Origin of the sequence: Streptomyces sp. NPDC001270 (assembly GCF_042896695.1) — a bacterium.
Classification (GTDB): domain Bacteria; phylum Actinomycetota; class Actinomycetes; order Streptomycetales; family Streptomycetaceae; genus Streptomyces.
On the sequence record NZ_JBIAXM010000009.1, the window covers coordinates 131791 to 144309 of the forward strand.

At 71.6% G+C, this 12519-nt stretch carries 12 protein-coding genes; 7 read left to right on the plus strand and 5 right to left on the minus strand.

From position 1 onward, the window contains the following. Window positions 1-3 precede the first annotated feature (3 nt). Together ACFY2B_RS17175 and ACFY2B_RS17180 are read left to right on the plus strand one after the other, a co-directional pair. A complete protein-coding gene (locus tag ACFY2B_RS17175; protein WP_376524841.1) occupies window positions 4-438 on the plus strand; it encodes a roadblock/LC7 domain-containing protein in 435 nt (144 codons plus the stop codon). Window positions 439-454: 16 nt separating this feature from the next. Continuing rightward, entirely contained in the window at window positions 455-1033 is a 579-nt protein-coding gene (locus ACFY2B_RS17180) for a DUF742 domain-containing protein (protein ID WP_390763922.1), read from the plus strand. A gap of 20 nt (window positions 1034-1053) precedes the next feature. Here the strand turns inward: ACFY2B_RS17180 and ACFY2B_RS17185 are convergent, their stop codons facing one another. Together ACFY2B_RS17185 and ACFY2B_RS17190 are read right to left on the minus strand one after the other, a co-directional pair. Continuing rightward, window positions 1054-2274 carry a cytochrome P450 gene (locus ACFY2B_RS17185; protein ID WP_390763923.1) on the minus strand — a complete coding sequence of 407 codons (1221 nt, stop codon included), beginning with the start codon at window positions 2272-2274 and terminating at the stop codon, window positions 1054-1056. Between the two features lie 379 nt (window positions 2275-2653). Next, window positions 2654-5149 carry an ATP-binding protein gene (locus tag ACFY2B_RS17190; RefSeq protein WP_390763924.1) on the minus strand — a complete coding sequence of 832 codons (2496 nt, stop codon included), beginning with the start codon at window positions 5147-5149 and terminating at the stop codon, window positions 2654-2656. A gap of 1318 nt (window positions 5150-6467) precedes the next feature. On the opposite strand from ACFY2B_RS17190, the gene ACFY2B_RS17195 reads away from it, so the two are divergent. Continuing rightward, window positions 6468-6689: a hypothetical protein gene (locus ACFY2B_RS17195; protein WP_390763925.1), complete on the plus strand. Its 222-nt coding sequence runs from the start codon at window positions 6468-6470 to the stop codon at window positions 6687-6689. A gap of 12 nt (window positions 6690-6701) precedes the next feature. Here the strand turns inward: ACFY2B_RS17195 and ACFY2B_RS17200 are convergent, their stop codons facing one another. The 3 genes from ACFY2B_RS17200 to ACFY2B_RS17210 form a co-directional block, all read right to left on the minus strand. Beyond that, the gene (locus tag ACFY2B_RS17200; RefSeq protein ID WP_390763926.1) at window positions 6702-7247 is read right to left on the minus strand and encodes a sigma-70 family RNA polymerase sigma factor; all 546 of its coding nucleotides are present in this window, start codon (window positions 7245-7247) and stop codon (window positions 6702-6704) included. Between the two features lie 183 nt (window positions 7248-7430). After that, the gene (locus tag ACFY2B_RS17205; RefSeq protein WP_390763927.1) at window positions 7431-9092 is read right to left on the minus strand and encodes a hypothetical protein; all 1662 of its coding nucleotides are present in this window, start codon (window positions 9090-9092) and stop codon (window positions 7431-7433) included. An 11-nt stretch (window positions 9093-9103) separates the two neighbouring features. Further along, entirely contained in the window at window positions 9104-9937 is an 834-nt protein-coding gene (locus ACFY2B_RS17210; RefSeq protein ID WP_390763928.1) for a lytic transglycosylase domain-containing protein, read from the minus strand. Between the two features lie 612 nt (window positions 9938-10549). Here ACFY2B_RS17210 and ACFY2B_RS17215 point away from each other — a divergent pair. From ACFY2B_RS17215 to ACFY2B_RS17230, 4 genes are all read left to right on the plus strand, one after another. Continuing rightward, window positions 10550-11074, plus strand: coding sequence for a DUF6668 family protein (locus ACFY2B_RS17215; RefSeq protein ID WP_390763929.1), 525 nt, complete (start codon window positions 10550-10552; stop codon window positions 11072-11074). Further along, complete coding sequence (locus tag ACFY2B_RS17220) at window positions 11071-11355, plus strand: hypothetical protein (RefSeq protein WP_390763930.1); 285 nt, start codon at window positions 11071-11073, stop codon at window positions 11353-11355. The genes ACFY2B_RS17215 and ACFY2B_RS17220 overlap by 4 nt, the downstream gene beginning before the upstream one ends. A gap of 111 nt (window positions 11356-11466) precedes the next feature. Then, on the plus strand, window positions 11467-11754 hold the full coding sequence (locus ACFY2B_RS17225) for a hypothetical protein (RefSeq protein ID WP_390763931.1): 288 nt from the start codon (window positions 11467-11469) through the stop codon (window positions 11752-11754). 17 nt (window positions 11755-11771) lie between these two features. Then, window positions 11772-12518 (plus strand): hypothetical protein, encoded by a 747-nt coding sequence (locus ACFY2B_RS17230; protein ID WP_390763932.1) that lies wholly within the window; start codon window positions 11772-11774, stop codon window positions 12516-12518. The last annotated feature ends 1 nt before the right edge of the window (window position 12519 follow it).

The window sequence follows — 12519 nt, forward strand, 5'->3', positions numbered from 1 at the left end:
GCCATGACATCACCCCACTCCGGGGAGGTGAGCCAGTTCGGATGGCTGGTCACCAACTTCACCGAGCGAGTTCCCAATGTGGCGCACATCGTGGTGATCTCGTCCGACGGGCTGCTGCTCACCGCGTCGGACCGGCTGTCGGACGAACGTGCCGAGCAACTCTCCACCATCGCGGCCGGCGCCATCAGCCTGATCCATGCCGCTGCCCGCTGTACCGATACCGGAGACGTACGGAGCACGGTGATCCAGATGGAGCACGGCAACATGCTGATGATGTCGATCCGGGACGGCTCGTGCATGGTGGCCCTGGCGGCTCCGGACTGCGAAATCGGCCAGATCGCCTACGAGATGTCCGTGCTCGTCGACCAGGTCGGTGAGATGCTGACTCCGGAACTGCGGACCGAACTGCAGCAATCCCGGCAGACTGCCGCCCGATAGCGCGGACGAGAAGAACATGAGCACCGGTGAAGGCCCGTCCGGGCCTCGGAGAGATCAGGATACGGGCGACGAACAGACCTTCGCCGACGTGCTCAACGCGTTCAGTTTCGGCAGCGGGCGGCGCAGGCGGAAGACGTCCGGAACGCGTGGCACGCCGCAGGACGTGCAGCACCACGAGGGGGAGAACGACGCGTCGTTCGGGCGGACGCCCGGAGCGGACGACCAGCCGGCCGCCTGGGAGCCCGGGAACGCCGAGGGGGAAGCACCGGCCGCGTCGGTCCGCGCCTACGTGTGGACGGGCGGCCGGACCAGGACGCACCACCACTTCGAGGTCGAGACCCTGGTCACCGCTGCCGAACCGAGCAGCAACGCCGTCCCGGAGCCCTACCGAACGGCGCTCGTGCTGTGCCAGGAACCGAGATCGGTGGCCGAGATGGCGGCGCTGCTCGCGATGCCGCTCGGGGTGGCCATGGTCCTCCTCGGTGAGATGGCGGATCACCAGATGATCGTCATCCATGGTGCGGCGATCGACGACGGCGGTGCCCCGACCACCACCCTGATGGAGAGGGTGCTGGTCGGACTGCGTCACCTCTGACGGGCCCGGCCCGACCCGGCTCAGGCCGCCGCGCTGTCGATCTCCACGACGCAACGGCGGAGTTCGTAGCTCGCGATGTCGTCGATGAAGGAGACGTCGGGTGGGGTCACCATGCGTAATCCGGGCAGGGCGAACAGTCCGCTGAGGAAGATGTCCGTCTCCAGGAGTGCGATGTGCAGCCCGGGGCACTTGTGCGGGCCGTCGCCGAAGGACAGTCCCGGGGAGCCCGCGCCGTCGCTCATGGGGCGGCCGGGGCGGAGGTGTTCCGGTCGCGGGCCCGCGGCTCGTTCGTCGAGGTTGGCGCGGTCGATGAGGATGTCGACGCGCTCGCCCGCCGGTACCGTCAGGGTCTCGTCGCCGCTGCCGGGCAGGTCGAGGGGCTGGGTGGTGCGGCGGCTGAGGCGGCCGATGACCGGCTCCAGGCGGAGGATCTCGCTGAGCACCGCGCGCCTGCCGTCCTCGTCCGACTGCTGATAGTGCGCCAGCAGATCGGCGTCGGAGAACAGGTGCCAGGCCGCCGCGCTGATGAACTCACGGGTGGTGACCATCCCGGCGGCGGCGAAGGTGATGCATTCACCGAGGATCTCCTCGGCCGAGCAGCCCTCGTCCAGCAGGTGCGAGATGAGGTCGTCGCGGCGCCTGCGGCGGCGGGCCCGTACGGCGGGACGTACGTCGCCCAGGTAGATGCGCAGCCAGTTGGAGTTCTGGCGCATCATCCAGTAGATGCCGTGCAGGCTGGTGAGTCCGGGCGTACCGAATTTCTCGGGGAAGAAGCGGTCCAGCCGCTGTTTGATGCCGGGGCGGCTGTCGGTCAGGCCGATGACGGCGCAGGCCACCTCGATCGCCAGGTTGAAACTCAGGTCGGACAGCGCGGCCCTGCGGGTCGTTCTGAGGTGGTCGAGTTGGGCCTGCGTGACGCGGAGCATGACGTCGCGGTAGTGCTCGTCGACGCGGCGCGGGGTGAAGAACCGGGCGGTCTGGCGGCGGTGTTCGCGATGTTCCGGCCCGTCCCGGTAGAGCACCGGCCGCCGGATGCTCGACGGGAGTTTCTCGACCATCTGGATGCCCAGACCGGCCTGCACGGTCGTGGTGCTGCGCAGGACGGCACGGGCTTCGTCGTACCCGTGCACCCGCCAGACGCCGTCGCTTCCGCGCGAGACGGGACAGCCGGTCGCCGCCGTGTCCCGCTCGATCCTGCGGCATCCGTATTCCCTGTCCGCTTCCCGGTTCTCGCCGCCCACGAGCGGCACCTCCCTTTCCCGAAGACGATGCCGTGCGTCGCAGCCAGCGCGTCCCCGGCCGACGCCGGCGCCGGGGCCCGCAGGGGGCCTTCTGGTTCCTTCCCGGCCACGGCGGTCTCGTATCCCCGGGCGACGGACCGTATCCGGCCCATGTCCGGCTCGTATCCGGCCCATATCCGACCCGTAGCGGCCTCCGGCGGCGGTCCGCGAGTGCCCGTCGCACGACTCGGCACGTGCCGACTGGCCGTCGCGCGGTTCAGCACGTGCCGGCCGCCTGCCAGTCGGCTCCGCACGTGCCGGCCGCCTGCCACTCGACTTCGTACGCGCCGGCCGCCAGTCGCACGGCTCCGCACCCGTCAGTTCCCCGTCACCTGGCGCATCACGCGCCTTCGGTGGTCTGCCAGGCCGCTGCGGGGTCCGTCGTCCGTGCCGCGAGCGGCAGCGACACGACCATGGTGAGACCGCCGCCAGGGGTGTCCTCAGGGGTGAGGGTGCCGTCCATCGCCTCGGTCAGTCCCCGCGCGAGGGCGAGACCGAGGCCGAGGCCGCTGGTGTTGTCGGTGTCGCCGAGGCGCTGGAACGGTTCGAAGATCCGGTCCCGGCCGTCGGCCGGCAGCCCGGGCCCCCGGTCCACCACCCGCAGCTCCACCCGCCCCGCCAGCGCACTGGCCGTGACCAGCACCCTGCGGCCGGGCGGGGTGTAGCGGGCGGCGTTGCCCGCCAGGTTGGCGACGACCCGTTCCAGCAGCGGCGGATCGGCCAGCACCGGTGGGATCTCCTCCACGTCCGCCACCTCCGCCCCGGGCACGTCCGCCAGCGCCGGGGGCAGCACCTCCTCCAGCGAGGTCGCCCGCAGGTTCAGCGTCAGCGCACCGGCCTCCAGGCGGCTGAGATCGAGCAGGTTCTCCACCAGACGGTTCAGCTTGGCCATGGACGCGTCGGCCGTGGCGAGGAGTTCCTCCCGGTCCTGGTCGGAGAAGGCGACGTCCCGGCTGCGCAGCGAGGTAACCGCGGCCCAGCCCGCGGCGAGCGGGGTGCGCAGGTCGTGGCCGACGGCCCGCAGCAGGGCCGTACGCAGCCGGTCGGCGGCCTTGACCGGTTCCACCTCGGCCGCCGCCTCGGCGAGCCGGGCGCGCTCGACCGCGGAGCCGACGTGTGCGGCGAAGGCCGCGAGCACCCGCCGCTCGGAGGAGGAGAGAGTACGGCCGTGCAGCACGAGGTAGGCGTCCGGACCGGCGGGCACGGCCGTCGCACCCGGTGCGTCGGGGGGCTCGTCCACCAGGTCCGCCGAGTCCATGCCGAAGGTCTCCCGGGTGCGCTCCAGCAGCGCCGGGATGGCCGCCTCGCCCCGCACGATGCTCCCGGCCAGGGAGGACATGGTCTCCGCCTCGGCGGTGGCCCGCGCCGAACGGCGGGACAGGCGCAGCGACCGGTCGACCACCGCCGCCACGGTCGCCGCGACGGTCGCGAACACCAGGAGCGCCAGCAGGGCGTTCGGATCGTCGAGGGTGAAATGGCCGATGGGCGGGATGAACCAGTAGTTCAGCAGCAGGGACGCCGTCACCGAGGCGATCACCGCCGACGTGACACCGCCTATGCAGGCCACTCCCACCACGGCGAGCAGGAACAGCAGGGCCTCGCTGGTCAGGTTCAGGCTGCCGCGCAGCTGGGCGAGGACGACGGTGAGCAGGACCGGCAGCACCAGGCCCGCCACCGGACCGGCGATCATCCGGGCCGTCGACAGGGTGCGGCGACGGGACGGCAGGAGGGTGCCGCGGCCGGCCCGCTCGTGGCTGACCCGGTGCACGTCGATGTCACCGGACAGTTCGGTGACCGTCTCCCCGGTGCCCGGCGCGGTCAGCAACCGGGTCAGCCGGCCGCGGCGGCTGGTGCCGAGCACGAGCTGGGTGGCGTTCTCGGCCCGCGCGAACTCCACCAGGGAGGTGGCCACGTCGTCACCGACCACCGAGTGGTAGCTGCCGCCGAGGTCCTCGACGAGCCTGCGCTGCCGGGCCAGCGAAGCGTGCGACACCCCGGCGGCGAGGCCGGTGCTGCGGGCCACGTGCACGGCGAGCAGGTCGCCGCCCGCGGACCGGTCGGCGATGCGGGCGGCCCGCCGTACCAGGGTGTCGCCCTCCGGACCGCCGGTCAGCGCGACGACGACCCTCTCCCGGGTCTCCCACACCCGCCCGATGCCGTGCTGCGACCGGTACTCCTGCAACGCCTCGTCGACCCGGTCGGCCACCCACAGCAGCGCGAGCTGGCGCAGCGCGGTGAGGTTGCCGGGCCGGAAGTAGCTGGCGAGCGCCGCGTCGATCTTCTCGGGGGCGTAGATGTTGCCGTGCGCCATGCGGCGGCGCAGCTCCTCGGGGGGCATGTCCACCAGCTCGATCTGCGCGGCACGCCGTACGACCTCGTCCGGCACGGTCTCGTGCTGCGGCACCCCGGTGATCTTCTCGACCACGTCGCCCAGGGACTCCAGGTTCTGGACGTTCAGCGCGGTCATCACGTCGATGCCGGCCGCGAGGAGTTCCTCGATGTCCTGCCAGCGCTTGGGGTTGCGGCCGTCGCCGGGGACGTTGCTGTGGGCGAACTCGTCGACGATCGCCACCTGCGGGCGGCGGGCCAGGACGGCGGCCAGGTCCAGCTCCTGGCACCGTCCGCCCCGGTGGGCGCAGGCCACCGGGGGAACCGTCTCCAGCCCGTCGAGCATCGCCTGCGTGTGCGGGCGTCCGTGGCACTCGGCGAATCCGACCACCACGTCCGCCCCGCGGACGGCGCGCCGCCGCCCCTCGTCGAGCATCCGGTAGGTCTTGCCGACCCCCGGGGCCGCCCCGAGGTAGATCTTCAATCGTCCGCGCCGTACGTCACTCATCGCCGCCGATGCGCTCCGCTCAGTTGTCCAACACCCGTCACGGGAGAGGGGTTTCCAGGGAAGCCGCTGCTGAGGGCGGCCGGAGGGCCGTTAGCGGTTCTTTGGCGTCGACCCCGGCGACCTTGACACCGCCTTGACGTGGCGCGGGCCGGGCAGGTGGGGCGGGGTGTGCCGGGCAGGTCAGGGTCGGGTCGGGTTCGCCGGGCAGGTCAGGGTGGGGGCCGGGTGTGCCGGGAAGTCCAGTCGGTCGGGAGCCGGTGCGGCTTCCGCGTCTGCGGCGTGCTGCCGCCGCCGCGGTACGCGAGCGTGGAGGACATGCCGTGGTGGGAGCTGTGCGCGGTGGGGAACCCGTCGGGATCCCCGCCATCGGGCCGGTCCTCGCCGCCGCGGCGGCCGTGGGAGCGGCGGCGGCACTCGTGGCCCCCTGTCCTGACGTGGCCGTAGCCCCGCGCGCCGACCGCGGCACAGCGTGAGCCGGTGGTACGTCATGAGCGCGTGGTGCACCGTGAGCGCGTGGACGGCACAAGCCGCGTGGTGCACCGTGAGTCGACCGACCGCGGGGGCCACCAGTGACCGGCCATTCCCCTGGCCAATTCTCTGATCTGTCGCCCACGCGCGATCATCCTCGCTACTCTCGGGGCCCGAGGGAGGCGAGCATGGAGAAGTTACGGTCGGGGGATCCGCGGCGGGTCGGTCCGTTCCGGGTCATGGCGCGGCTCGGCGGCGGTGACATGGGCACGGACTGCCTGGCGTCCCGGCAGCCCGCACCGGACGGTGCGCGGGATTTCCTGAGCGCGCTACGGGTCGCGGGACCGGGCGGCCGGAGAGTCCGGGTGGCCCGGATCGGTGCCGGGCGCCGGGAATCAGCCCGCGGGCCGGCCGCCGCGGCCACGGCGAGACACAGGCACAGGCGCGGGCGGTTGGCCGTCGTGGGAGGCGCGGTCACGGCCCTGGATCTGACGGCGGCAGGGATCGCCGTCAAGGTGATCGACGGCACAGAAGGCGGAGGAGGCGAAAAGGGCGGACGTGGCACCGTCGGCGCGTCGCACGCGCCGTCATCGGGCCCGAGCCCGTCCGCGCCGTCCCCCGGCGCGTCACCGACGCAGGATGACTACACCACCCGGCTGATCGGATCGCTGCGGTACGACCCCGGCCAGGGCGGCTGTGTGATGGACGGGACCACTCCGCCGCGCCCGGCAGCCGACTACGGCACGCCGCGCGGCCCCTGGAACGCAGAGGCGACTACCTGTCCCGTGCGGAGATCACGGTTCGCGTCGGCCGCTCCGTGGACATGGGGGGCGAACCGACCGTCGTCCACGTGACCGTCCCGAAGGGGGAGGACACCTGCCTGGTGCTGCCCGAGGGCCGTGACCCATGGACCTTCACCTGGCCCGACCAGGTGGTGAAACAACTGCCAAGCGCCGCCGACGACATGGCGGCGGTGGAACTGTTCGGTCCCTGCACGGTGGTGATCGTGCGGGGGAACGTGCAAGGGTGCGACGGCTTCCTGGGCGACATCAAGGGATACGGCGAAGCCTGACGGCGTGCGGTGCTAGTCCATTCCCCGCTCTTCCAGGGCCGACCGCAGGCTACGCAGGGCATAGTACACGCGGGACTTCACGGTGCCCTGGGGGACGCCGAGTTCGTCCGCCGCCTGCTGGGTGGTGTGGTCCGCGAAGAAGGTCGCCTGGAGCACGTCGCGGTGTGCCGGTGACAGCGCTTGCAGGGCGTCGTGCAGCACCATCGACGACAGCATCTGGTCTATGTCGTCGGCCTCGGCGCCCAGTTCGGTCAGCCAGGTGGCTCCGCTGATCTCCGTCGGCCGGGCCATCCGCGTACGGTGCGCGTCTATGACGAGGTTGCGGGCCACCCGGAACATCCAGGGACGTATCGCCATTCCCTCGTCGTCACCGAGGTTCTGCTTGTTCCAGCAGCGCAGCAACGTCTCCTGAATGACGTCCTCCGTGCGGTGGGTGTCCCCGCCCAGCATCCGCAGCACATACGAATAAAGAGCCGGGCCGTGTTCCAGGTAGAGGTTACGAAGCGCCCGTTCTTCCGGGGAGACCGCGCTAGCCGACCCGATGACCGTCACGTTCATGGTGTGCTCCTGCTCCTTGGGATGTCCGGCCCAGTCCACGGGGACTGAGACTGGAGCTCCTGGGGAACGGAGTGTTGCGAGGGGTGTTCCACGTACGTTGGACACTCGTTCTGATACTCGATGGATACGCTGGTGAGAGCCTGTTTACCGGCGAGTATGCAGGGTGTACAACCAAGGGGTAAATCAGACGTACTCCTCAAGTTCCTCCACGTGCCCGCGGATTCGCTCGGCGAGTTCCGCGTGACCGGGGGGCAGTGGGCCGCGCGCCTGCAACCTGTCCCACATGTGCAGCAGTTCGCGCCCGTGGACGAGGGCCGCGACGTCGTCGTCGAGCCGTTGCCAGGCCGCCGCCGCCCGCGCCACCTCCGTCGACGCCCGCTCGTCCGCGGCGCCGCAGCGGATCCGGGCCACCGCCAGGGCCAGCACGGTGGCCTCGCGGTACTCGCCGCGCAGGTACGCCAGGTATGCCTCCACCGAACGCGCCTCCAGGGTGTGCGCGTGCTCGGCGCCGACCGAATCGGTCAGGCTCTCGCGCAGCGCGGTCGCGTCGGCGAACGCCTCGTCGAGCCGGCCGATGGCCGACAACGCGTTGATACGGCCGATGCGTTCGGCGATCTCGGGCGGGAGATCGGTGCCGGCGGCGGAGACCGAGGCGAAGGCGGCGACCGGGGCGTCGGAGTCGGCGCCGGTTCGGTCGCCGCCCGCCGCGTCGTCGCTCACCCCACCCGTGGCGGCCTGCGCGCGGGCCCGCCCGATCGCGGCGGCGAGGGCGGAGACGGGAGCGCGGGCGGGAGCTGGAGCGGCGGGAGCTGGAGCGGATGCGGCCGGGGGTGCGGGGGTGGTTTCGACGACCGGGGGTTCGGGGGCGGCGAGGGCGGTTTCGGCAGCCGGGGGCACGGCGGGCTCGGGAACGCGCTGGGTGACCGGGGGCGCGATCGGCCCGGCGGCGGTCTCGACGACCGGGAACACGGTGGGGGCGGAAACGACGTCGGCGACCGGGAACGCGGTGGGTGCGGGGGCGGCGGTCTCGGTGGTCCGGGGTGCGCCGGGCGGCGGGACGGTGGCGGGGGAACGCCTGGCCGCCACCGGGGTACGGGCGGGAGCCCTGGCAACGAGCAGGGCCGGGGCGGGGCCCGCGGACACGGTCGGGGCCGGTTCCAGATCCACGTCCGGGTCCAGGTGCGGAACCGGGTCCGGGGTCGGGAGCGGGGCCGGTGGTGGGGGTGCCGGGGTCGCGGCGAGCGGTTCGGTGAACGGGGCTTCCGCGGAGGGGATGTCCGCAGAAGGGAACTCCGCAGCGAGTGCTTCCTCGGTCGGGGCGTACGCGGAGGGGCCCTGAACGAAGGGTGCTTCCTCGGAGAAGGACTCCTCGTAGAAGCCTTCCTCGGAGGGGGACTCCTCCGCGAAGGCTTCCTCGGAGGGGGACTCCTCCGCGAAGGCTTGCTCGGAGGGGAACTCCCCCGCGAAGGCTTCCTCAGGAGGGGACACCTCGGCGAAGGCTTCCCCGGAGAAGGACCCCTCGGAGTCGGAGGGGGACACCTCGGCGAAGGATTCCTCGATCGCGTCGTCCCCGGTCGAGCCGTCCTCCACGAAGTCGTCCTCGATCGAGTCGTCCTCGGGAATGAGGACGTGGCTGGAGCCGTCCGGTGCCACCTCAAGGACGAAGTACGAGTCGCCGGGGCCGTCGGTCACGGTCGCCTCCACGGAGGTGCCGTACTCCTGCGCGTACCGCTGCAACTGGTCGAGCACGGCCTCGTGCACGGACTCGTCCGGCTCGGGGACGACGGGATCTCCGTCGATGTCGGCGAGCCCGTCGTCGGAGATGTACACATCGAAGCGGGCCATGGCTGTCCTCCTCATGGGGTGGGGCTCGGGCTGTCGCTGGTGGGCGGAGGAGGCGGGGGAATCGTCGCCCTGGGGTCGAAGGATTCGCCGTCGGTGACACTCGGAGTCGCCCCGTACGGCATGTCGACGATGCCGCCGTACTTGGCGAACTGAGCCCGGATGGCGGCGATGTAGCCCTGCGTGTCGTTCGTCAACGCCACCCCGCCCGCTCCCACGCTGGACGCGTCCATCCCGAGGTGGTAGGCGGCGAGGGTGAGGTCCAGCACGCTGCCGGTGGCCGTCTTGTTGTCGACCCGCTTCTGGTTCTCCTCGGCGAGAGCGCACATGTACCGCGCCTGCGCCATGATCGAGTCCTTGTTGTCCGTGGCGGAGGTCTTGTCGTTGTCGTCGTCGTCCTTGCCGTACTTCTCGAAGATCGCGGGCGGCAGCTGGGAGATGCCCTTCGCGCCGTTGGCGCCGACCATGCTGGAGTTGAAGCCGGACGCGTACTCGATCTGTGAGGCGATGACGATCGGCCCGATCTGGGTGCACTGACCGCCGGCCGTCTCAATGATGTCCTGAAGGTCCGCGGGGACGGAGTCCGGGGCCAGCGCGCCCTTGCCGTCGCCCTGGAAGGCGGTGATCGCCTGGTCGCCCATGTCGTCGTAGTCGTGGTGGCTCCCGCCGCCGCCCCCGAACAGCAGGATCAGCACGACGATCGGCATGAGCAGGATGCCGAGCCCGCAGAAAATGATCACTATGGGAGTCGCTACGACTATGGCCAGGAGGCCGAGACAGCCGCCACCGAGGGCGGTGAGGGCCGAGATGATCAGCGCGATCGGACTCTTCTGTTGCTCGGTACTCATGTGTGTCCGCCTTCCTCCCCTCATCTTTTGAACCGCTGGGGCCGCATCGCCGTTGTGGTGTCGACGGGCTCGAAGAGATCAAACGCAGCTCAGGGCGAAGAAGTTCAAACCGGTGGAAAACAGATGAGCCAGCGCAGCGGAAGCACGAGCGAAGAAGGGGACGGGGCGCACATGGGCACTCCCTCGGCGTCGCCGTCGGGCCCACAGCCATGGGTACGGGGACCGAAGTCCACGCGGCCGGCCGCCGGCGACGGGATGGGGCCGGGGACGGCCCCCGGTGACCCGATGCCCCCGGCCGGACCCGGCGTACCGCCGTCGGGCCGACCCGCCCCCCGCCGTGGACGGCCGGGGGCGGGCCCCGGCGCGCCCGCGGGCCCGTCGTCGGCGGGTGCGCCGTCGGCCGGGGGAACGGCGCCGGTCCGTGGACCCCGACGGACCCCACCCCCCACCCCCACGCCCCGAACCGGCACGCCCGGGGCAGCTCCCCGAGCGGCCGGGCCCCGAGCCGGTGCGCCCGAGGCAGCACCAGCGCCCCGCACCGCACCCCGGCCCGCCGGGCCCCGCTCCCCCCAGCCCACCCGGGCCCAGGGCCGCGGTCCCGCGTCCGCCCCCGTGCGCCGTCCCGCGTCCGCCCCCCGTGCCGCCGAGGCGCCCTGGGACGAACCCCGGCGGCCCAGGCAGACCGGGGCGAAGTCCCGGGGCCGGGACGAGATCGGCTGGGTCAAGGCACACGGCGGTGCCGGTGCGACCACACTCGCCGAACTGCTCGGCGGTATCGACGTGGGCGCCCGCTGGCCGGATCCGGCCAGGGGCGAACCACGCCGGATCGTGCTCGTCGGCCGGACCAGCGCGCAGGGCCTGACATCCGTCTCAATGGCGCTCGGCGCGCTGAACGACGGGAAGGCACCGCAGGGTCTCGACCTGGTGGCCGTGGTCCTGGTCGCCGACACCCCGGGCCGGCTGCCGCTCAGCCTGCTGCGCCGTATCCGGATCATCCGCTCCGCCGCCCACGTGCACCGGGTGCCGTGGATCCCGGCCTGGCGGGTGGGCGGCCGTCCGCGCGCGCTGCCTCGGCAACTCAGCACACTTGCCCACCTGCTGGGCACCGACCTCCGCCCCGAGGGAACCACGTCATGAACCAACTGCTGCTCCACGGCGCCTTCCTGGCCGACGACTTCGACCCCAACGCGGGGGGCGAGACCACCTCCATCCTCGGTGTGCTCGCCTGGTGCGCCTCGGCCGCCGGGGTGGGCGGACTGATCATCGTCGGCATGCAGATGGCCCTCCAGATACGGCGTGGTGAGCCCGGTGAGGGCGGCATGCACTTCCGCGGTGTCCTCTTCGTCACCCTCTCCTGCATCCTCGCCAGCTGCGCCGGTCCGCTCGTCGCGTTCCTCGGCGACCTGGGGCTGCACTGACCCCACCCCCGTGCATGTGCCCGTACCGCTTTCCCCGACCACTCGCCTCACCGCTCCCTGTCCAGCTCCACGCCCGCCGTCCGGCCGGGCGCCGAACTCCCTGGAGATTCCATGTCCCTCGAACTGTTCAACCACGCCGTTCAGCTCGCTGACGTTCCTGACCCGCAGACAGGAGACGCCCCAGGGGAGCTGAAGGACAAGGTCACACTCGTACTCGGCATTCTGGCCTGGGCCGGTACCGCCGCCGGCGTGGCCGGTGTGCTGATCACCGGCTCGATGATGGCCGTCTCCCTGAAGCGCGGCGAGAGTTCGGAGCACATGAGCCGACTCGGCATGGTGCTCGGCGGCTGCGTCCTGGTGGCCACCGCGGGCCCGCTGGTCAACTTCGTCTTCAATTAGACCGGCGGTCGTCCTAAATGTTCCTACGCAGACAGCGGCAGACCGAGGAGCCCGGGCCCTACTGGCGCCAGCGCGGCTGGCAGTTGTCCGCCGGGTTCCTCGCCCTGGTCGTGGTGGTGGGCGCGGTCGTCGCGCTGACCTCCGGCGGTGACGGCAGCGCCGAGGCCGCCGCGCCTTCCCCCGGGCCGTTGTCCGGCGCGCTCACCAAGGACGGCCGCCCCGTGGGCTGCCACACCGACGACAGCGCCGGTGACGCCCTGCCCAAGGCGGCGCCCAAGGACGTCACCTGGCGCACGATCGGCGTCACGCGGGTGCCCGTCTCGGCGACGGCCGGACCGACGCAGACCAAGGGCACACCATGGTGGTGTTTCTCCCACACCGCCATGGGTGCCGTGGTGGCGGCCCACGTCATCACGGCCCAGACGAGCGAACCCGGCTGGCAGACCGTGGTGAAAGAACAACTGGTGGCGGGGTCGGGGCGCGACATGTTCGAGTTCACGCGCGAGATCAGCGGGGATTCGACCTCCCAAGGGGTGGACAAGTCGATGATCGCCTCGTACGCCGGCTTCTCCGTGCTCTCCTGCACGCGCACGGCCGCGAGCGTAAGCCTGCTCATGCGGAACCAGCAGGGCTTCATGTCGACCAGCATCAACCTGCGCTGGGAGAAGGGCGACTGGAAGATCCTCCCCTCCGACAGCGGCTCCCTCTTCTCGAAGCCGCAGTCGGTGCAGAACACCAACGACTATCTCGTCTGGGGGTCCTGAC

Bases quoted from the DNA above. Each gene is read 5' to 3' on its own strand.
- ACFY2B_RS17180 (WP_390763922.1), top strand. From the start codon at position 455: ATGAGCACCGGTGAAGGCCCGTCCGGGCCTCGGAGAGATCAGGATACG.
- ACFY2B_RS17190 (WP_390763924.1), bottom strand. From the start codon at position 5,149: ATGAGTGACGTACGGCGCGGACGATTGAAGATCTACCTCGGGGCGGCC.
- ACFY2B_RS17210 (WP_390763928.1), bottom strand. From the start codon at position 9,937: ATGAGTACCGAGCAACAGAAGAGTCCGATCGCGCTGATCATCTCGGCC.
- ACFY2B_RS17230 (WP_390763932.1), top strand. From the start codon at position 11,772: ATGTTCCTACGCAGACAGCGGCAGACCGAGGAGCCCGGGCCCTACTGG.
- ACFY2B_RS17205 (WP_390763927.1), bottom strand. From the start codon at position 9,092: ATGGCCCGCTTCGATGTGTACATCTCCGACGACGGGCTCGCCGACATC.
- ACFY2B_RS17220 (WP_390763930.1), top strand. From the start codon at position 11,071: ATGAACCAACTGCTGCTCCACGGCGCCTTCCTGGCCGACGACTTCGAC.
- ACFY2B_RS17225 (WP_390763931.1), top strand. From the start codon at position 11,467: ATGTCCCTCGAACTGTTCAACCACGCCGTTCAGCTCGCTGACGTTCCT.
- ACFY2B_RS17200 (WP_390763926.1), bottom strand. From the start codon at position 7,247: ATGAACGTGACGGTCATCGGGTCGGCTAGCGCGGTCTCCCCGGAAGAA.
- ACFY2B_RS17175 (WP_376524841.1), top strand. From the start codon at position 4: ATGACATCACCCCACTCCGGGGAGGTGAGCCAGTTCGGATGGCTGGTC.